A 20,621-nucleotide genomic window follows, 5' to 3' on the forward strand; every position below is an offset into this window, starting at 1 on the left:
GACGTGAATACCCTAGGCAATACACCAACCGACGGCGACCTTGTCGCTTGGGATCGCGACCATCACCTACATCCTTGGGCCGGAACCGATGGCTTTGGGTCCGACGAGTACATGCGGGTAAATACAGCGGATGGTATCTACCTTTGGGATGCTGCCGGGAAGCGCTATATCGATGGCCCCGGCGGTATGTGGTGCACACAGATCGGATACGGGCGTCAGGAGATGGCCGATACCATTTCCCAACAGGTTATGAAGATGCCTTACGCATCGCCCTGGTCGTTTACGACTGAGCCCGCAGCCGTTTTGGCACGAATGATCGCAGAACGCACGCCAGGTGATCTCAACACAGTGCACTTCACAACCGGTGGGTCTACGGCCGTTGATACCGCACTGCGGACTGCGCTTTTTATGAACAAACGGCTCGGCCGACCGGAGAAGAAAATCGTGATCGGCAGGGAAAAAGGCTATCACGGATCCACTTTTCTCGCCGCGACTGTCACTGGGAAAGAGCGTTTCGAAACATGCTTTGAAAAAGCTCAGGATCTGGTGCGCTTCCTTCCCGACGTGAACCCTTACCACCGGCCAGAAGGGATGAGCGTTGATGCCTGGTGCGACGCCAAAGTTGCTGACCTTGAGAACCTGATTGCTGACATAGGCGCAGACCGTATTGCCGCTTTTATAGCTGAACCGATCCTGTGTTCCGGTGGCGTGATCGTTCCACCTCCGGGTTATCACAAGCGCACGCTCGAAATTTGCCGGGCAAACGACATTCTGTACATTTCGGATGAAGTCGTAACCGGCTTTGGTAGGTTGGGACACTGGTTCGCCTCAGAAGACGTCTTTGGCATCGTCCCTGACATTATTACCTGCGCAAAAGGTTTAACCTCGGGCTATCTGCCGTTAGGTGCCTGCATAATCTCGGACGCAGTAATGAAACGCATTTCAGACGCACCGGGCGACGATGTTTTCTACAACGGCTACACATACTCCGGGCACCCTGTGAGCTGCGCGGCTGCCATTAAGAATATTGAAATCATGGAGCGCGAGGACATTCTAGGACACGTTCAACGCGTCACACCGCATTTCCAGGACCGCCTAAATCAAATAAAGGAGAAGTTTCCGATAGTTGGGGATGTGCGCGGTGACGGGCTCCTCGGGTGCATAGAATGTCGCCCTGGACTGAACGTCGAGAGTTACGAAGCGCATGTGAAGTTTGGACAGAAACTGGACGATGCGTGCGAGGAGATGGGACTCCTCTTGCGACCATTTGGAAACATGGCCGTGTTCTCGCCCCCTCTGATCATAACTCCGTCGCAGATAGACGAAATGTTCGACATCATGGAAGCTGGTATGGCGCAGGTCAGCAAGGACTACGACGCATAACGGTCATCGCGTCCATTTAAAGTTCCAGTCAGATCAGGCAGGTTTCCGACCACGGATGTGATGCGGGCAATGCTCTCCGGTTTTCAACACTGGCTGCATAGCGTCCCAGATCTCGATCTGATGTTCAATAAACTCCGCACCATGACGAGCTTCCCAGTCGACTCGGTTTGGCCCGGTCAATTCCTCCAGCTCAGCAGCTGATACCTGAGCATACCAAGCGTTGCGGTTGACTAACTCTACGTCTTCAAAGCCAGCCAGCTCCATTGCAGCGCGGTACTTAGAGGGTGACGCCATCTGAAACTCCAAGGCTTCCATCTTTACGTAGTGCGCCATTTCCGGTGACATCTCACCATCATGATTGGTCAGCCAGTCAGAAGCAGCGAAATAACCGCCTGGTTTGAGCACACGATAAGCTTCCGCAGCCATCGCTACTTTGTCGGGGATATGGATGATCGAGTCCTTCGAAAACACTACGTCAAAAGTACCATCTTCGAATGGCATTGGACCTGGAGTGACCTGTATGATATCGACCTTTTCCTCCAGATCCGCCTGCCTAACTCGCTCTTTCGCAGCCGCGCAAACCGGGGCCTCTACATCAATCCCCGTAACTCTAGCGGCGCCGAACTCCCGTGCCATCAACACTGAAATGGCCCCAGATCCGCATCCGATATCAAGGATATGCTTATCTTTCAGATCAATCCCTTTAACAACACGCGCAACTTCTTCAGGGCCTCCCGGTGAAAGAAATCCCTCTCCCCAAAGCTCCTCCAGAAAGCTGATTGCCTGTTGGTCATATAGGATCTCGTCTGACATAGGATTCCCCCGCATCTGATTGTCAGTCAGTCACTGCAGTGAAACCTTTTCTCTCAACTCAGACAAGCTTTATCGCGAAATCGCAGGTCATAGATTCAGCCATAATTGAATGATCATTCAGTCAGTAGACAGCAAGTGATTTGACTGGTATTCGGAGAAAAGAACGCCTAAAAGGATTTTATCGCAATGGCTGACACCCTACCGACGCATGCCCAAACTGTGATTATTGGTGGGGGGTCGATCGGCGCGAACACGGCCTATCACTTGACTAAGCTTGGCCATACCGATGTTGTCGTTCTGGAACAGGGACAACTGACATCAGGGACCACTTGGCATGCCGCCGGCCTGATCGTAGCCGGCCTTCTCAAATCCGAAGCTGAGTGCGCTATCTACACGCACGGTCGAGACCTTTATGCGAACCTAGAGAAGGAAACCGGTATATCCACAGGTTTCCGCGACGTTGGATATCTGCAGATTGCAACCAATGAAGAACGCCTGCATGAGATGCGTCGCGTCGCAGCCTTCATGCGGCGTTTTGGGATAAACAACCACGAAGTCTCAGTAAAAGAAGCGCAGGATATTTTCCCTATAGGGGACCTCTCAGACGTCGTTGGAGCGTTCCTCATACCGGAGGACGGTCGGGCCAACCCGGTGGACGTGACAATGTCTCTGACCAAGGGGGCCAAAAACAGAGGTGCACGTTTCTTTGAAGGTGTGCGGGTTGAAGAGATTTTAGCCAGGAACGGCACTGCGACCGGGGTCCGCACTGCGAGCGGGCATACCATAACAGCCGAAAATGTTGTGATCTGCGGAGGCATGTGGTCTCGCCAACTTGGTGCAAAACACGGTGTAAATCTACCGCTCCAGGCGGCTGAACACTACTACCTGATAACGGAAAGTATCCCGGGCCTACCTCGCGATCTACCCGTTCTCGAAGACCCTTCCACCTACACTTATTACCGTGAAGAAGTCGGCGGGATGATGTTAGGGCTTTTTGAGCCCGGCGCTGCGGCTTGGAAGCTCGATGGTATCCCGGATGAATGGCAATTCGGAGAGATCGAGCCAGACTGGGAACGTGTTGGGCCCGACCTGGAGAAGGCCTATTCGCGCGTCCCGGACACCATGAACTACGGCGTCAAAAAACTATTCTGCGGACCGGAAAGCTTTACACCTGATCTTGCACCACTTGTTGGCCCAACGCCTGAACTGCGCAATCTTTGGGTTGCATGTGGGATGAACTCACTTGGCATCCTGAACGGTGCAGGCACAGGGATGGTATTGGCCCATTGGATGGTGGACGGCTTGCCGCCCATCGATGTCACCGGCATAAACGTCAATCGCTTCTCACGTGAAATGGCGACACCGGCCTTTCGACGCGACAGAACACCTGAATTGCTAGGAAAGCTCTTTGGCCAGCACTACCACAACGAGAATTACAAAACGGCCAGGAACGTTAAGCGTTCAGTGCTCTACGACCGGCTCAAGGAGGCCGGAGCCTTTTTCGGCGAAGGAAATAGCTGGGAACAACCAGATTGGTTTGCTCCGACGCCCGAAGAGGCCAAGGTCGAGAAATACAGTTGGTATCGCCAAAATTGGTTTGAATGGCACGCTGAAGAACACCGGGCAGCACGCGAGGATGTCATCGTAATGGACATGACATCAATGGCGTGTTTCAGCGTCGAAGGACCGGATGCCTGCGCCCTCCTGTCTCGCCTTTCTTGCAATGACGTTGATGTTGAACCCGGTCGTGTCGTCTACACGGCCTGGGTAAATGAACGAGGTGGGTTTGAGGCTGACCTTACGGTTACCCGGCTATCCGATCGGAAATACTGGGTCATCGTGGGAGAAAACTCGGCGGGTCATACCGAGATGCGCATGCGACGGCACGTCCTGGACAACGAGAACGTTGTTATAACAGACATCACCGCAGGGCGCTGCCAAATCAACGTTCACGGCCCAAAGTCGCGTGCACTATTGAGCAGAATATCCGGAGCTGATTTGTCGGACGAAGGTTTTCTCTTCATGACGGCGCGTGAAATTGACATCGGGTACGCCGTAGTTATGGCCTATCGCGTGACGTTTATTGGCGAACTCGGCTGGGAACTTCACGTACCGGCCACTCAGGCCATTCAGACCTACAATCTGATTATGGAAGCAGGTCGAGATCTGGGTGTTCGCAATGCTGGAATGCAAACTCTCAACTCCCTACGGTTAGAGAAGGCTTATCGTGATTTCGGAATTGACGTGGACAACACGGACAACCCAATTGAGGCCGGGCTTGGTTTTGCCGTCAAATTGGACAAACCCGGTGGCTTCATCGGCAGGGAAGCACTCGCCACGATCAAGGCGAAAGGCACTCCCAACAACCGGATGTTGCAGTTCCTGCTAAAAGACCCAGAGCCTCTCATGTACGGCAATGAGATGATTTATCTAAACGGCAATGAAGTCGGATATATTCAAGTTGGCGGATATGGGCACACGCTCGGCGCTGCCGTCGGCATTGGTTTCGCCGAGATTGACGAACCGTTGACCGCGGACATAGTCGCAACTGGGCATTGGCAGATCGAAATCGCAGACGAGAAATACGACGCGGCAGCCTCGTTAAAGCCGCTCTATGACCCCGGCATGCACAAAATAAAGCGCTGAAGCCATATTGTTCGATGCTTTCGCTCAGACTGGAAAGTGTTTTGGGAAGAACCGCGACAGCGAAAGCATGCAAACATCCCTGAATTCCCGACGATCAGCCACTTTTGGATACAACATCAAACTTAGCCAGGCCCCGTCTGACATCGCCTCTACGGCCCGAGCTGTTTTTTCTGGATCAAGATCGTCGTAGCCGCCGTCGGCAATCAATTCACCACATAGGTGCAAAATTCTATCATATCTTTCGTTGTCATATTTATTATGAATCTTCAAGTAATTAGGCCGATACTTCGCTTGCCCCCAGAAGGCAAACCAGACGGCCAACCGCTTGTGGGTACAAATGCTCTTGTCAAAGTCCGCTCGAATAATCGCAGCCAGCCGATGTGCGGCTGTAGGTTCTGCAGCCTCATAGTATTTGAGCCAATTTTCATAGTGTTCTTGTGCAAGGAAACCCAGCGCGGCGTCATACAAAGCTTCCTTACTGTCGAAGTGATAATTCACCACGCCATGGGACAGATTGGCTGTTTCTGTCACGTGTTTAAGCGTCGTGTCAGAAAACCCGCGTTTCGAGATCGAGTCTATGGCGGCCATGATCAACTGTAAGCGACGAACTTCGGGAGGTTCGGTGCGTCGTTTTTTCTGAAGCTCATGCGTCTCCAATTTAACTCTCCTCTCGTTCAGCCATTTGCCTGTCCAACAAATCCGCTCTCTGTTGCCGGAACATAATTATTGCTGCGATAGCGACACAGATAGCGATCACAAGAATCATGATGGTTGCTAGCGCGTTGATGTCCGGCCTGAGGCCCAGTCGAATGCGCGAAAAGATCAAAATTGGCAAGGTATTTGCGCCTGGGCCAGTAACAAAACTTGCTATGACCAAGTCATCGAGAGACAGCGTGAAGGCCAGCAACCATCCCGAAATTAGTGCCGGCGTCAGCTGTGGGATCGTTATGGCCGTCAGAACTTTGAACGGTTTTGCGCCAAGATCGGCGGCGGCTTCTTCCAGTGTTTGCCCCACACCGGTTAAGCGTGCCTGAATTGTTACCGCCACATAGGCCATGGAAAAGGTAATATGCGCGATCGTAATCGTCGCAAAACCGCGCTCAGCAGGCCATCCGATCAGCTGGTTCAGCGAGATGAAGAAAACCAGCAAGGACAATCCGGTTATCACCTCGGGCATCACCAAGGGCGCGACCAACATGCCACCAAACAAGGTCCGCCCCTTGAACCGTCCAAAGCGCACCATAGCCAGACCTGCCAAGGTGCCAAGCGCCGTGGCAAAAGTAGCGTTGACAACGGCAATCTGAAGACTGAGTGAAACAGCACTCCAGACTTCCGCAGATTGAAAAAGCTCTTTGTACCAGCGCAACGACCATCCACCCCAAACCGGTACCAGCTTGGAGTAGTTGAATGAGTAAATAACCAACAGGATCATTGGGATGTAAAAGAATGCCAGTCCCAAGGTCAGCATGATGGTTAAGAAACGGGAGCGTTTGGCGTACATCTATTGCTCCTCCGCTGCTTTGCCTTGGTAGTGCTGGAAAACCATGATTGGCAGCACCAGTATGAACAGCAGAACAATCGCAACTGCGGCGGCCACTGGCCAATCGCTGTTTCTAGAGAACTCATTGTAGAGAACCCGCCCAATCATCTGCACGTTGCCGCCACCTAACAGATCGGGGATAACGTACTCGCCGGTCGCAGGGATAAAGACCAGCAGTGAACCAGCGACAATTCCAGGCATCGTCAGAGGCAATGTGATTTTGAAGAAAGTGTTCGTTGGTTTGGAACCAAGGTCGGCGGCCGCCTCGTTCAGGCTGTTGTCCAGCTTCTCCATATTCGCGTACAGCGGCAGGATCATGAACGGCATATAGGTGTAGACGATCCCGATATAGACGGCGAATTCCGTGTAAAGCATGCGGATCGGCTCATCGATCACCCCCAGCGCTATCAGAAGGTTGTTGATCGTGCCTTGATCCGCAAGCAGGCCCATCCACGAATAGACCCGCAACAAGAAAGACGTCCAAAACGGAAGAATGATTGCAAACAACAAGAGCGGCTTCGCGATCGGCCCTGATCGTACAATTGCATAGGCAATAGGGTAGCCAAACAAGAGGCACAAGAACGTACACGTTACTGAAATCTTGAGTGAATTTACGTAAGTGTCAAAGTACAGGCTGTCTTCCCAGATGTAGACAAAATTGTCGAAGACCAGGCGGATTGTCATGATCCCGTCACCTGTCCACTCAATTAAACTTGTGAATGGCGGGCTCGCAATCGCCAGTTCAGCTAAGCTTATCTTTGCGACAATGAAGAACGGTGCCAGAAAGAATACAAGCAACCAGAAGAACGGTATGACGGTGACGATCTGACGCCATCTGCTATGGATACGCCGCATCACTAAACGGATCATGGGTTGTCGTTCAACCTGCGGCGGTTCGAACATATCCTCGGTGAAATCCGTCATGAGTGGAGCAACATGGCGCTAGACGGATCCCAGCTGATATTTACCTTGTCTTCCCAGGTTAATCGCTGCGCAGCATGCGTCGGACGTGACTGGTTGGGCTGAGTGACGTCGAAGATTTCGCCATTGGGAAGCCTTACCTTGTAGATCGATGTCTCTCCCAAATACCCAACATCATCGATGACGGCCGCTGTCTGGTTCGCGCCCTCAGCAATTGTATCAGATTTCTCAAGTCGAATTTTCTCGGGCCTCAGCGCAACCCAAATCTTGCTGCCAGCCTTAACAGAATGACCGTGATCAATATAAACTTCGCAGAACTCGGTTTCGACCCGAACATGGTCGACCCCATCCTCGGTCACCCTGCCCTCAAAAATATTTGCTGATCCGATAAAGTCAGCCACAAAGCGGGATTCTGGAAACTCGTAGATCTCTGTCGGAGTTCCAATCTGTTTGAAGCGACCCGCGTCCATAACGGCCATTCGCGAAGACAGGGTCATTGCTTCTTCCTGATCGTGAGTCACGACGATGAACGTGACGCCGACCTTGTCCTGAATGTTGGCAAGCTCAAACTGCGTTTGCTTACGCAGTTTTTTGTCCAGAGCAGCCAAAGGTTCATCCAAGAGCAGCAACTTGGGACGTTTGACCAAGGCCCGCGCCAATGCAACACGCTGGCGTTGCCCACCGGACAATTGTTTAGGTTTTCTCTTTTTGAAATCTTCCAACTCAACAAGCTTGAGGATGTCGTGAACTCTGTCCGCAATGTCTAGCTTGGGGACATGGTCTTGCTCCAACCCGAAAGCCACGTTTTTTTCGACGGTCATATGCGGAAACAGCGCATAGCTTTGGAACATCATATTGGTCGGACGTTCGTAAGCTGGCACATCGGCCATATCGACTCCGTCGATAGTGATTGTACCACTGTTCAAATCCTCAAACCCAGCAAGCATTCGAAGTAGTGTCGACTTTCCACATCCAGATCCGCCTAAAAGGCAGAATAACTCTCCTTTGTAGATATCCAGATCAACGTTATCGACAGCAGTCACTGCACCGTATTTTTTGGTTACGCCTCTGATTTTGACCAGAGGTTCCTGTTCTTTTTGATCGAGCCATGGTTCTGGGCTGACAGCCGTGGAAACAGTCAATTTGGGCCTCTTAGTCTGCCAGTCGGGGTCTGGGGATGCAGTAGCGAACCGGTCTGGTCCGCTACTTCATTTGCCAGTGTGAGTGGATTTAGTTTCCGGCCTTAAAGTCAGTCCAGGTACGTGTCTGCAAGCGCTCGACCTTGGGAGGAAGAACGGCAGTCGTGTACATCTTGGCAACCTGATCCGATGTTGGGAACGCGGCTGGGCTGGAGGTTACAGCCTCATCAACCATGGGCTTGGCCGTCAGGTTGGCGGTCGCATACCAGGTGAAGTTACTATCATTGGCCGCAACCTCGGGGCGCATCATATAGTTCAGGAAAAGATGAGCGTCTTCTTTGTTCGCGGCGTCTTCCGGGATCAGCCAACCATCAATCCACAGCTGCGCTGTACGATCACCTTCGGGCAGGAAGAAGTCTAGCACGACACCAGTGTCGGCTTCCGCTGCGCCAGACATGGCAAGGAGACCATCAGGGCCCCATGTGGTTGAGACACAGAACTCTTTCTGAGGCATCCGTTGATAAGCATAGTTATCGAAGGTTTTGATGTATGGCCTGATTTCCGCCAGCATCTCCCCAACTTTCTCATAGTCTTCTTTGTTTGTGGAGTTCGCATCCAGGCCCATATGCGCCAAAGCCATCGGAATGATGTCGCCTGGGGAATCCAGGAATGAAACGCCACACTTGGACAGCTCTTTCATGTGAACAGGATCGAAAACCATATCCATCGAGCCGATGGGGGCATCTGGATACGTCTCTTTCACCAATTCTTCGTTGTATGTGACGCCGTGCGTTCCCCACATATATGGGATGAAGTGTTGGTTGCCTGGATCCCATTCACTTGACAACTGCTCCATGATCGCCGGGTCGATGTGCTTGATATTGTCCAGCTTCGACATATCCAACGGCGCAACAATTCCCGCCTTAATCAGCCGAGCCGTATCGCTGCCGGCATGACTAACCACATCATATCCGCTGTTTCCCGCCAGTAGCTTGGCATCAATTGCTTCGGCAGAGTCATACGGATCATAGATAACCTTAATACCGTATTCTTTTTCGAAGTTCTCGATTGTGTCTTCAGCGATGTACTCTCCCCAATTCGTAACCTTCAACACACGCTCTTGTGCGTAAGCCGATCCCGAAATTGCAGTAGCTGTCGCCGCTAAAACTGTAATTCCGGCGATTTTTCTGATTGAGTTCATAACTTCGCTTCCTCTCCCTGAGTGGTGGCTGAATTTGTTTTGCCTTGTTTGCAAGTTTGTTATCTCGAATGATCACGCCTTCGTAGCGGGCGTAATCACTATGCACCCCATTCCCCCAAGTCGCTATGTTTTTATCTGACTGGTCATTCAGAACGGTAGTCCGCTGAAATCTGCACTGTCAAGCTTGGCTGAATGAATTTTGATCATATCTCTACATATCACTGGTTTTGCACCTGATTTGAGCAGGTAAATCGAAAACCATCGACCAAGGAAACCTCACAGGCGTGACTAGCAGCACATTTCTGAATGATCATTCAGTCAGAAAAAGTTGACGAGCAAGTCAATATAAGCGACACCTACACTCAGTCGAAGAGTGGCGGATCCAGCAAGGCCAAATTTTCATTCCTGGATGCTGTCCCCATCTGAGACCCAAACTGACCAAACCAAAACTATGCGGGTTGTTCCGATGCGCGACGAAGTAAGAAATACAGAAATTCCTACCAATTGGGACCGTCGCGGGTTGCCCGGTTGGTGCTATCACAGCAATGCCCTTCTTGAACTTGAGAAGAGCGAACTTTTCAAAACGCATTGGCAAATCGCGTGCCATGTTTCGGATGTTCCGGAACCCGGTAATTTTCTATGTTTTGACATGTGCGGTGAGCGCGCCCTGATCTTGAAGGATAGCAACTCGGACATCCGCGCGTTTCTAAACGTTTGTCGTCACCGCGGTTCTCGGCTGGTCTCGAAAGAGCAAGGAAAATGTGCAAACGCTCTAGTCTGCCCATTTCACGGCTGGGTTTACAATCTTGATGGAACGCTACGCGGCGCCGCCCGTCCGGAGTCGTTCCCCGATCTAGACAAGCACGAGTTTGGCCTGAAAGAGATTGAAATGGAAATCTGGCAGGGTTTTGTCTTCGTCCGATTCAAACCTGGAACCCAGCCATCAGTAGCCGAACTGCTAGCCCCGATTGAACAGGAAGTCTCTGCCTACAAAATGGCCGAACATGTCCCGACGGACGGAATCTGGACCGAGGAGACTCCTGTAAACTGGAAATCGATCAGAGATGTCGACAACGAAGGGTATCATGTCCCGCTCGCGCACCCTGCCCTTCAGGATTTATATGGCTCGACCTATTCAGACGAACCATATGTCGACGGCGTCTCCCGCTCCGATGGAAGATTCACGCCGACGAAGGGCCGCAGGTGGGCTGTTCGCAACTACAAGAAATTCACTAGACCACAGCCTCACCTGCCGGAACACTTGCGCAAAACTTGGCTTTACTACGGCATTTTTCCAAATGCGGTAATAGCCGTCACACCTGAGACGACCCTCTTTTATCAAGAGTTTCCGATCACGACGGATAAATCCACTCTACGGAGCGCGACATACCGAAACCCGAACGAAGACCGCCAACAAAGAGCGGCACGCTACCTTGCCGCTCGGATTGATCGAGAGACAGTGGAAGAAGATATTCAGCTTACGATATGGTCCAACGAAGCCATGGCTTCAGAGGCGTTCGAGGGCTTCTATCTTTCTGATCTCGAGTACGGCGTACGCTCCCATCATGACCATCTCAGGAAAATTCTTCCAATCTACAACTCTGAATCATCACCTGGAGAAGATGAAGTTGCCGCGTTGAATGATGCGATGTCCGCTGAGCCGAAATCGTGACTAAAGGTATATTCAAAGTGGAGGAAGCAGAAGCTCAAAGGCAGTTCCTGGCAACGACTGTCGGAACGCCTGGTTCTGGTGCCACAAGATATGCAGCTGCGATGTATTTCTTTAAGAACGGAAAGCTTTCTGCCGAGATGCTGGAAATCTACCGAAGATGCAGCAAGTTTGACACGGAAGATCCGCTCGATCTGGCTAGACACGAGGGCGTTTCAGTTCCGGAATTCGTTTGCAATCTATGCTCAAGAACTGACGAATGACTTCTCGCGCGCAAATGACCAAATCCTTAGACAATTCAGATCCTTGTAAATTCTCACGATGCTGAGAAAGCCAAAAACCTACTCCGAACATTGTCTCACAGGCCACTTTAAGTGTTGGAGCGAAAACATTGAAAGTTTACGACTTTGACGTCGTTGTCGTTGGTGCCGGAGCAGCAGGAATTGCAGCTACTCGTGCTCTCAAATCGGCGGGACTCTCAGTAGTCTGCGTCGAGGCATCCAACCGCGTCGGGGGGCGCGCACACACGGACACGGAAATCTTTGGCGTCCCGTTCGACGTGGGAGCGCATTGGATGCACACCGAACATGCAAACGCTCTGAAAGCTCCGGGTCTCGCACTTGGTCTTGATCTCTATGCGGCCCCGGACAACGCGGTGACGTATGGCTTGGAGGATGACGCTGTTCTGTGGGACGAGGTCGACGAAATTCATAGCGCGATAAAAGAAGCGGCGCGCATAGATGCAGAAATTGAAGCAAGCACCGGAATTCCAACAGACCGATCCTTGGCAGACATTTGGCAGAACAAAGGGCATTGGTCGTTCACGGCAGCCATGACATTTGCATTGTCGATTGCCAGGGATTTGCCGGATACATCGCTGCGAGACATAAGTGCTTGGGAGGGCGGCGGCGATTGGTTTTGCCGCGAAGGCTTCGGACACCTCGTTGCATGTACTGCGCAGGGGCTGCCAGTTATACTGGCCACTCCGGTCACAGAAATTAAATCTCTCACTGAAGGCGTGCAGATAACCACGGCTACTGGCAAGATCAATGCTCGAACCGTAGTCGTAACAGTTTCTGTCGGGGTCTTAGCCGAAGACATCATCCGCTTTGATCCCCCGCTAGAACCCGACCGACGCTCAGCGCTCGAGCTCATCACTATGGGTGACTACAATCACGCTGGCCTCCTTTTCCATCCCGGTGCTTTGCCCGTGCAACCGGATACTTGGCTAACATACCAATTAGAACCCGACGCCAAAGGGGGAGCCCGTGGAGGTGGTTTTCTTTGCGACATCTCAAACACCGGTCTAACTAGCTTTGAAAGTTCTGGCAGCTTTTCCAAAGAGTTGCAGGATGTCGGACCTGAGAGCGCCATCGAACATGCGCTCGAAACACTGGTTGGCTTCTTCGGCACAACAGTCAGAAAAGCCTTCATCAAAGGCCACGCTACCGCTTGGCGAAATGAACCCTATGTGCGTGGTTCTTACGCTGGAGCCAAGCCGGGAGGCCACAACAAACGCGCTGTCTTACGCCAGTCTCATGCTGAGCGGGTGCACTTCGCCGGTGAAGCTACACATCCTAACCAACAATGCTCGGTCAGCGGAGCCCACCTGGAAGGATTAAGGGCCGCGGAAGATGTGTTGGCGCAGCTACGCTGAACACCTGGCGATCAACTTGCTCCAGCAAGTGGAACAGTCTTAGAATTTCGAATGAACCTTTGACTATAAGTCACAAGGCCAAGTTCATCTTTCGCATGCAACGCCTATTCGGCTTTTGATAGCTCCAGATCCTGCTTCCCTGATACAGGGTTCGCCCTCCCTGATCCGTCGGCACAATTCCCTGTTCCCGCGAGAAAATTCCCTGTTCCACCTTTTAGGGAATTTGCAGCATAAACCTCTGAAAAACATACAGTTCTGATAGGAGAAATGACGGAAATCAGTCCCGGTTCGCGAAAATTCCCTGTAAATTGCAGGTTATCAGGGAAATCCAGCCCAAAGCGACCCCGCTAAAATGCGACACTGAGACTGGCGCCTGAATTGTCCTCTGAATGTACGGTTTGCTCCGTCTCTGATTGAAAGCGCATGCGCCAACTCGCGGGAATTGCGGCGCAATTCCGGGTCAGAAAACACAACTGAAGTGAGACGGGTATGAGTGGCGGGGAGACAGGGATTCGAACCCTGGGAACGCTCTCACGTTCAACGGTTTTCAAGACCGCCGCATTCGACCACTCTGCCACCTCCCCGCGTGCCGCAGGGTCTAAGCTGTGTTTCAGGCAGAGGCAAGCCATAAAGCGGGAAATCTTGCCTAAGCTTCAGCAGCAGTCTTTCCTTAGCCCCGTGCCCGCGTTATCATTCGCGGACAAGACCGCTAGAGACTGGCAAGAAGAACCAGCAATCACGCGGTGGGGCGCGGCCAATATGGCTTTGTCAGGCAAGGGATTGAGACAATGGAGCGAGCTACGGGCACACGCTTAGGGCCACAACGGCTGGCAATTCTGGTCGTGGGTTTGGCCGCCTTGGCTGGGTGCGAAGAAGGGTTCAGCCTGCAAGAGGCCCCGGAAGAGGAAGTTGCGACCGAAGAGGCAGACAATACCAACAGGTTCGAGTTGTTCCCAGACGCAGCACCTACGAACCAGCGTGATGTTGAGGCACCCGATGTATTTCAGGTGACCGAAGCCGGACTTTGGGATGGACGCCCCTCTCTGGGTGGAATTTGGGTGGCACACCCTGATGTTACTCAACCCGAGCGAGTGCGGATCAAGAACACAGCCAACAACAAGACAGTTACGGGCGCATTGTTCCGCCGCGAACGGGCTTTACCTGGACCTGCGCTACAGGTCTCTTCCTCGGCCGCAGAACAGCTTGGTATGCTGGCGGGGGCCCCAACCAAGGTTCAAGTCGTAGCACTGCGCCGCGAGGCGATTGAGGTGCCCCCTGCCCCTGAAGAGACAGAGGCGACCGAGGACGGAGAGGTTGCGGAAGGAACCGAAGCGGCGACGGAAACAGCTGAAGGCGAAGCAGTCGAACAGCCCGTTAAACGTAAGTGGTGGCAGAAAAAACCAACCGATGACACGAATGCTGGTGCTGCAGTCGTTGCTGGGGCAGCCGCTGGCGCCGTCGTCACATCTTCGGACGATGAGTCGGCCCCTGCCGAAGTGCAAAGCACCGAGGTTGCCGATGCAGATTCACAAGCGACTGAGCAACCAGTCAAACGCAAATGGTGGCAGAAAAAACCAACGGATGAAGCCAACGCTGCGGCAGCAGGAGCAGCTGCTGCCGCCGTCACAGAGGCTGATGCCGCCCCGACCGAGGTGCAGTCGGCGGCATTGTCAGACCCAGAGATAACACCGCCAACTGAGAAGCCCGCTAAGCGCAAGTGGTGGCAAAAGAAAAACCCTAACGAGATCACCGAAACGCCATTGGACCCGATCGCAGGTGCTGCGGCAGCAATTGAAGCATCCGAACCGACCGCTGCAGCGGCACCGGTGGCAGCAAGCACTGCAACGGCAGGAGGCTTATCCAAGCCGTATGTTCAGGCTGGAACTTTTGGCGTTGAATCCAATGCCAAGAGCGCAGCGGAAAAGATACGTCGGAATGGGATGAATGCTGACGTGTTTGAACTGAAAGGTGAAGACAAATCAGTATGGCGCGTTCTGGTTGGACCTGTTGCAACACGCAGCGAACGCCGGGCATTGTTGAATGACGTCAAAGACCTTGGGTTTACTGATGCCTTCACGGCCAAGAACTGACAGAACTAGGAGGCGAATGATGCTTTCCGCTTTACGATCAACCTCTCTTGCCATCGGGCTGGCACTAATGGCGCTGCCGGCCTATGCGTTCGACACCACCGCGCGCGCTGCTTATGTGATCGATCAGAAAACCGGCACTGTGCTGTTGTCGAAAGACGCTGATCAGCCTCTGCCCCCGGCTTCTATGTCGAAACTCATGACGCTTTATGTCGCGTTTGAAGCGCTGCGCGATGGTCGCCTTACGCTGGACGAAACTCTGCCCGTATCTGAACACGCCATGAGCTATGGTGGCTCGACCATGTTCCTGAACACGCAGGACCGGGTGCGGGTCGAAGACCTTCTGCGCGGGATCATTGTGCTATCTGGAAACGACGCCTGCGTCGTGATTGCAGAGGCATTGAGCCCCGACGGGACCGAAGCTGGGTTTGCCCGCTTTATGACCCAGCGCGGGCAACAGATGGGTATGAACAACTCAAACTTTGCCAATTCTAATGGCTGGCCTGCTGCGGGGCACATGATGTCTGTGCATGATCTGGCGGTTCTGGCCGATCGATTGATCACTGATTTCCCTGAATACTATCCCCTCTTTGCGGAAGAGGTTTTCGAATTCGACGGTCGTGCCCCGTCGAACGCACGCAACCGCAATCCTCTACTGAAACTGGATATCGGGGCCGACGGTCTCAAGACCGGTCACACGCAAGAAGCAGGATATGGTCTGGTTGGTTCGGCCAAACAAGGGGATCGCCGGGTTGTCTTTGTGCTCTCCGGGCTCGACAGCGTCGGCAAACGGGCAGAGGAGGCTGAGGCCGTGGTTAACTGGTCGTTTCGAAATTTTGTCGAGAGGACAGTTGCCAAATCGGAAGAACCGGTAGCGCAGGCCAAGCTTTGGATGGGTGCGGAAAAAACTGTGGGTTTGGTGCCCAAAGGTGATCTGACCCTGCTGTTTCCAGTCCTGGGCAACAAAGACATTCAGGCCGAAGTCGTCTACGAAGGCCCGATCAATGCGCCGGTCAGCAAAGGCCAACAGCTGGCTGAGTTGGTGATCAAACCCGAAGGCCTGCCGGAAATCCGCCGACCGTTGGTGGCGGACAGGGATGTACCCCTCGGCGGGTTTGTCGTCCGCATGATGACAGTGGGCGGCATCGTTCTAAAAGACGTGATCAACAATCCGCTGGAGCAAATGTGACGGCGCGCGGCACGTTTCTTACCTTCGAAGGCATTGACGGATCAGGCAAGTCTACACAGGCCCGTCTGCTGGCCGATCACCTGCGACGTGAAGGCCGCGATGTCATTCTGACTCGGGAACCGGGTGGGTCTGCCGGCGCCGAAGAAATTCGCAATCTGGTTTTACAGGGCGACCCGGATCGTTGGTCGGCCGAAACGGAAATTCTGCTATTCACTGCAGCCCGGCGTGACCATCTGGAACGCACAATCGAACCCGCACTGGCCGCTGGAAAAGTGGTCATCTGCGACCGATTTGCCGACAGCACTCGCATGTATCAGGGGATGTCGCGTGGCGATCTTCGCAGCCTCGTGGATCAGCTGCACAATTTGATGATCGGGCGCGAGCCTGACCTGACACTACTGATCGATATGGATCCGGAAACCGGTCTATCACGCGCTAAGGGTCGGCAAGGTGCCGAAGAACGGTTCGAAGATTTCGGTGTCGATCTTCAACTGCAGATGCGTGCAGGTTTTCTCGCTCTGGCGGACGAATTCCAGGATCGTTTTCGAGTGGTGAACGGCAATAGGGACATGGACAGCGTCGCGCAGGATGTGACAGACATTGTTATGACTTCTCTGCGATAGACCAGACATGAGCGACGACACCCCAACTCCGGATCAGGCCCCTGGCGCACCACATCCGCGAGAAACCACCCGGCTTATCGGGCAGGACGCAGCACAACAGGCCTTTCTGACCGCGTACAATTCGGATCGATTGCACCATGGTTGGTTGCTGACCGGTCCTCGTGGAGTGGGCAAAGCAACACTAGCATGGCGGATCGCGCAGTTCTTGCTGGCCACGCCGCCATCTGATGATGGCGGGCTGTTCGGCGCTCCACCTCCGCCTGACACTCTGGACATCGACCCGGAACACCCGGTCGCCCATCGCATTCTTGCCGGGGCCGAACCCGGCCTTGCCGCAATTACCCGCTCTGTCAACGATCAGGGACGGCTGCGCAATGAAATCGTTGTTGATGACGTCCGCAAACTTGGGCGGTTCTTCGGCTTGTCCTCTGCTGATGGAGGGCGGCGGGTTGTCATCGTGGACTCGGCGGATGAAATGAACGTCAGCGCCGCAAACGCGCTGCTGAAAATGCTCGAAGAGCCACCCGCGCGCACAACTCTGCTGCTGATTTCGCACCAACCCTCGCGCCTGCTGCCGACCATCCGGTCGCGTTGCCGCACACTACGGCTATCCCCTCTCTCGCCTGACGACATGCAGGCTGCGCTGTCGCAAACCGATACGGAAATTCCTAGCCAGACTGACCATCTCGCAGCGCTCGCAGCTGGATCAGTGGGCGACGCCGTTCGCTTAATAAACCTCGGCGGGCTGGAACTTTATGCCGAACTGATTGCAATTTTGGGAACCCTGCCCCGGCTTGACCGCCAGCGCGCTCTGAAACTGGCCGAAACGGCTGCGCAGCGGGGGGCGGCCGAACGGTTCGATCTGCTGCTTTCATTGATAGACGTGGCTCTCTCGCGCCTGGCTCTGACTGGTGCGACCGGCACCGCACTGATGCCCGAGGCCGCTCCGAATGAGGCCGAAACTTTATCGCGTCTCTCCAGCTCACCGCAAAAGGCCCGCCAATGGGCCGAAATCGCCGCCCCCATCACGGCGCGTGCGCGGCATGGGCAGGCGGTGAACCTTGACCCTGCCTCGCTTGTCCTAGATACGCTGTTCAAGATACAGGAAACCGCCGGTCACAACAGATGAGCCCCACTCCCGAAATTACCGACAGCCATTGCCATCTGGATTTCCCGGATTTTGACGGTCAGCTGGAAGAAATCGTTTCACGCGCTGCCGTCGCTGGCGTGACCCGCATGGTGACCATCTGCACACGGTTGCGTAACGAGCCCACGGTACGCGCCATCGCTGAGGCTCATGCCCCTGTCTTTTATGCCGCAGGCACCCACCCGATGAGCGCCGCTGACGAGCCGATGGCAACAGTCGATGAACTGCTCGCATTCGCCAAGCATCCGAAATTCGTGGGCATTGGGGAAAGCGGGCTTGATTATCACTACACGGCTGAGTCGGCGGACGTTCAAAAGCGTTCGCTGCGTATCCATATCGAAGCGGCGCAGCGGACGGGATTACCCCTAATTATCCATGCACGTGCTGCGGATGAGGACATGGCACGTATCTTGGCGGATGAGCATAGAAACGCTCCGTATTCCTGTGTCATGCATTGCTTTTCTTCCTCAGCCGAGCTGGCCCGAGCCGCCCTTGATCTTGGCTTCTATCTGTCCATGTCCGGCATTGCAGCATTCCCCAAAAGTCAGGAGCTGCGTGATATCTTCGCCGCCGCGCCCATCGATCGTATCCTGGTTGAAACCGACGCGCCGTATCTGGCGCCGCCGCCCTATCGCGGCAAACGAAACGAACCGGCCTACACCGCGCATACTGCGCGCAAAGGGGCCGATGTGTTCGGTTTGGAGTACGCCGATTTCGCTGCCCAAACACAGGCCAATTTTGACCGGCTGTTCACCAAAGCCGCTAGCTACAAGGCCGCTGCATGAGCGAGCTGCGCTTTACAATACTTGGCTGCGGTTCGTCCGGAGGTGTACCGCGACTTGGGGGACATTGGGGCGAATGCGATCCGGAGAACCCCAAAAACATCCGGCGTCGCTGCTCACTGTTGGTCGAACGCGATGGGCCAGAGGGTACGACCTCGGTATTGATCGATACGTCTCCTGATATGCGCAGCCAATTGCTTGGCACCGGAACGGGGCGTTTGGATGGCGTGATTTACACCCATTCCCATGCCGATCACACCAATGGCATCGACGATCTGCGGATGATTGTTTTCAACATGAAGACCCGCGTGCCTGTATGGGCGGACGGCGATACCCAGAACGATCTACTCGGTCGCTTTGGATATGCGTTTGTTCAACCCGAAGGCTCACCCTATCCGCCCATCCTGGACCTAAAGACAATCAATGGCCCGTTTGAGGTTTCCGGCCCCGGCGGCCAGATCCCCTTTCGACCATTCCGTGTGAACCACGGATCGATTGATGCCCTTGGCTTCAAGATGGGAAATCTCGTTTATCTGCCTGATGTTGCGGAACTTTATGATGAGAGCATGGCTGAGCTTTCAGACCTCGACTGCCTTATCATTGATGCCCTACGCCGATCCCCGCATCCAACCCATGCCCATCTGGAGAAGACGCTGGGCTGGATTGAGCAATTGAAACCAAAACGTGCCGTTCTGACCAACATGCATATCGATCTGGATTATGCCACGGTTGATGCGGAAACACCGGATCATATTACACCTGCTTTTGACGGCATGGTGATCCGGCAACCTCTGTAGGGCAAGACGCTGTTCGCGCGCGCGATACCGTCGATGGCAGCGACATGTTCCAAAGCCTGATCGATGTCATCCTGCCGGTGTTTTTGGTCATCGGCGCCGGGTATACGGCAACCCGGTTCGGATATTTCCGCGAAGATCATATCGACGGGTTGATGAAATTCACGCAGGGCTTCGCCATTCCCTGTTTGTTGTTTCTGGCCATCGCCAATCTCGATCTCAGCGCAAGCTTCGACCCCAGACTATTAACCAGTTTCTATTCGGCAGCTGGCCTCTGTTTTGTCGCCGGAATGGTAGGCGCTCGCCTCATATTCGGACGCGAGTGGGAGGACTCGATCGCGATTGGCTTTTGCTGCTTGTTCTCAAATTCAGTGCTTTTAGGGCTGCCCATCACGGAACGTGCCTACGGACCGGACAACTTGACGGGAAATTTTGCAATCATCGCCTTCCATTCACCGTTCTGCTATTGTGTTGGTATCACCGTGATGGAGATCTTTCGAAACCGTGGCCATGGTGGGACACGGATGGTGAAATCCGTGTTGTCCGCAATGTTCAAGAATGCGTTGATACTGGGCATCTCATTGGGCTTTATTGTCAATCTTACCGGATTTGTAATACCGGGCGTGGTTGATGACGCGTTGAACCTGATTACGCGCGCGGCCCTACCCGGCGCACTGTTCGCATTAGGGGGCGTACTGGTCAAGTACCGACCCGAAGGCGATTTGCGCGCCATTATCTTCGTCTGTTGCATCTCGCTGTTGCTACATCCAAGCCTTGTATGGCTTTTCGGAACATCATTGGCGCTACCGCAAGATCTGTTTCGCTCAGGTGTTCTTACCGCTGCGATGGCTCCGGGCTTCAACGCCTATATCTTTGCAAACATGTATGGGCGCGCCAAACGGGTTGCTGCATCTTCAGTTTTGATCGGCACCGCATCATCCATACTGACTGTCTGGCTTTGGTTGACCCTACTTGGATAGCCAGATCAAAAATCCTGCATTGACTCTGCAAACAAGCAGGACATCTTTCG

At 53.7% G+C, this 20,621-nt stretch carries 17 protein-coding genes and 1 tRNA gene; 11 read left to right on the plus strand and 7 right to left on the minus strand.

The window, feature by feature from the left end:
- Positions 1-3: 3 nt before the first annotated feature.
- Positions 4-1,383 (plus strand): aminotransferase, encoded by a 1,380-nt coding sequence (locus tag ACRZ91_RS09065; protein WP_480904467.1) that lies wholly within the window; start codon positions 4-6, stop codon positions 1,381-1,383.
- 33 nt (positions 1,384-1,416) lie between these two features.
- Here ACRZ91_RS09065 and ACRZ91_RS09070 read toward each other — a convergent pair whose 3' ends face one another.
- Positions 1,417-2,196 (minus strand): class I SAM-dependent methyltransferase, encoded by a 780-nt coding sequence (locus ACRZ91_RS09070; protein ID WP_480904470.1) that lies wholly within the window; start codon positions 2,194-2,196, stop codon positions 1,417-1,419.
- A gap of 186 nt (positions 2,197-2,382) precedes the next feature.
- On the opposite strand from ACRZ91_RS09070, the gene ACRZ91_RS09075 reads away from it, so the two are divergent.
- On the plus strand, positions 2,383-4,842 hold the full coding sequence (locus ACRZ91_RS09075) for a GcvT family protein (RefSeq protein WP_480904473.1): 2,460 nt from the start codon (positions 2,383-2,385) through the stop codon (positions 4,840-4,842).
- A gap of 24 nt (positions 4,843-4,866) precedes the next feature.
- On the opposite strand, the gene ACRZ91_RS09080 is transcribed toward ACRZ91_RS09075, so the two are convergent.
- The 5 genes from ACRZ91_RS09080 to ACRZ91_RS09100 form a co-directional block, all read right to left on the minus strand.
- Positions 4,867-5,499, minus strand: coding sequence for a TetR/AcrR family transcriptional regulator (locus ACRZ91_RS09080; RefSeq protein WP_170352666.1), 633 nt, complete (start codon positions 5,497-5,499; stop codon positions 4,867-4,869).
- 1 nt (position 5,500) lies between these two features.
- The gene (locus tag ACRZ91_RS09085) at positions 5,501-6,343 is read right to left on the minus strand and encodes an ABC transporter permease subunit (protein ID WP_170352665.1); all 843 of its coding nucleotides are present in this window, start codon (positions 6,341-6,343) and stop codon (positions 5,501-5,503) included.
- A complete protein-coding gene (locus ACRZ91_RS09090; RefSeq protein WP_480904814.1) occupies positions 6,344-7,237 on the minus strand; it encodes an ABC transporter permease subunit in 894 nt (297 codons plus the stop codon). It abuts the gene before it with no gap.
- Between the two features lie 65 nt (positions 7,238-7,302).
- Positions 7,303-8,445 carry an ABC transporter ATP-binding protein gene (locus tag ACRZ91_RS09095; protein WP_170352663.1) on the minus strand — a complete coding sequence of 381 codons (1,143 nt, stop codon included), beginning with the start codon at positions 8,443-8,445 and terminating at the stop codon, positions 7,303-7,305.
- An 88-nt stretch (positions 8,446-8,533) separates the two neighbouring features.
- Positions 8,534-9,643 carry an extracellular solute-binding protein gene (locus ACRZ91_RS09100; RefSeq protein ID WP_170464492.1) on the minus strand — a complete coding sequence of 370 codons (1,110 nt, stop codon included), beginning with the start codon at positions 9,641-9,643 and terminating at the stop codon, positions 8,534-8,536.
- Between the two features lie 466 nt (positions 9,644-10,109).
- On the opposite strand from ACRZ91_RS09100, the gene ACRZ91_RS09105 reads away from it, so the two are divergent.
- Positions 10,110-11,315: an aromatic ring-hydroxylating oxygenase subunit alpha gene (locus ACRZ91_RS09105; RefSeq protein ID WP_480904478.1), complete on the plus strand. Its 1,206-nt coding sequence runs from the start codon at positions 10,110-10,112 to the stop codon at positions 11,313-11,315.
- Positions 11,316-11,703: 388 nt separating this feature from the next.
- On the plus strand, positions 11,704-12,969 hold the full coding sequence (locus tag ACRZ91_RS09110) for a flavin monoamine oxidase family protein (protein WP_480904481.1): 1,266 nt from the start codon (positions 11,704-11,706) through the stop codon (positions 12,967-12,969).
- A gap of 494 nt (positions 12,970-13,463) precedes the next feature.
- Here the strand turns inward: ACRZ91_RS09110 and ACRZ91_RS09115 are convergent.
- A tRNA-Ser gene (locus ACRZ91_RS09115) sits at positions 13,464-13,553 on the minus strand.
- A 204-nt stretch (positions 13,554-13,757) separates the two neighbouring features.
- Here ACRZ91_RS09115 and ACRZ91_RS09120 point away from each other — a divergent pair.
- Genes ACRZ91_RS09120 through ACRZ91_RS09150 form a run of 7 tightly spaced genes read left to right on the plus strand, consistent with a single transcriptional unit; the run spans position 13,758 to position 20,571 of the window.
- Complete coding sequence (locus ACRZ91_RS09120; RefSeq protein WP_480904484.1) at positions 13,758-15,059, plus strand: SPOR domain-containing protein; 1,302 nt, start codon at positions 13,758-13,760, stop codon at positions 15,057-15,059.
- Between the two features lie 19 nt (positions 15,060-15,078).
- Positions 15,079-16,245 carry a D-alanyl-D-alanine carboxypeptidase family protein gene (locus ACRZ91_RS09125; RefSeq protein ID WP_480716384.1) on the plus strand — a complete coding sequence of 389 codons (1,167 nt, stop codon included), beginning with the start codon at positions 15,079-15,081 and terminating at the stop codon, positions 16,243-16,245.
- Positions 16,242-16,868 (plus strand): dTMP kinase, encoded by a 627-nt coding sequence (gene tmk / locus ACRZ91_RS09130; RefSeq protein WP_010442736.1) that lies wholly within the window; start codon positions 16,242-16,244, stop codon positions 16,866-16,868. The genes ACRZ91_RS09125 and tmk overlap by 4 nt, the downstream gene beginning before the upstream one ends.
- Before the next feature lie 7 nt (positions 16,869-16,875).
- Positions 16,876-17,997 (plus strand): DNA polymerase III subunit delta', encoded by a 1,122-nt coding sequence (locus tag ACRZ91_RS09135; protein ID WP_170476482.1) that lies wholly within the window; start codon positions 16,876-16,878, stop codon positions 17,995-17,997.
- Positions 17,994-18,800, plus strand: a complete 807-nt coding sequence (locus tag ACRZ91_RS09140; protein WP_170476484.1) for a TatD family hydrolase — start codon at positions 17,994-17,996, stop codon at positions 18,798-18,800. The genes ACRZ91_RS09135 and ACRZ91_RS09140 overlap by 4 nt, the downstream gene beginning before the upstream one ends.
- A complete protein-coding gene (locus ACRZ91_RS09145) occupies positions 18,797-19,594 on the plus strand; it encodes an MBL fold metallo-hydrolase (RefSeq protein ID WP_480904489.1) in 798 nt (265 codons plus the stop codon). Before ACRZ91_RS09140 ends, ACRZ91_RS09145 begins: the two co-directional genes overlap by 4 nt.
- Positions 19,595-19,638: 44 nt before the next feature.
- Positions 19,639-20,571 carry an AEC family transporter gene (locus ACRZ91_RS09150; protein ID WP_170543474.1) on the plus strand — a complete coding sequence of 311 codons (933 nt, stop codon included), beginning with the start codon at positions 19,639-19,641 and terminating at the stop codon, positions 20,569-20,571.
- Positions 20,572-20,621 lie beyond the last annotated feature (50 nt).

The sequence above is a fragment of the Ruegeria sp. O11 genome (genome assembly GCF_056535285.1).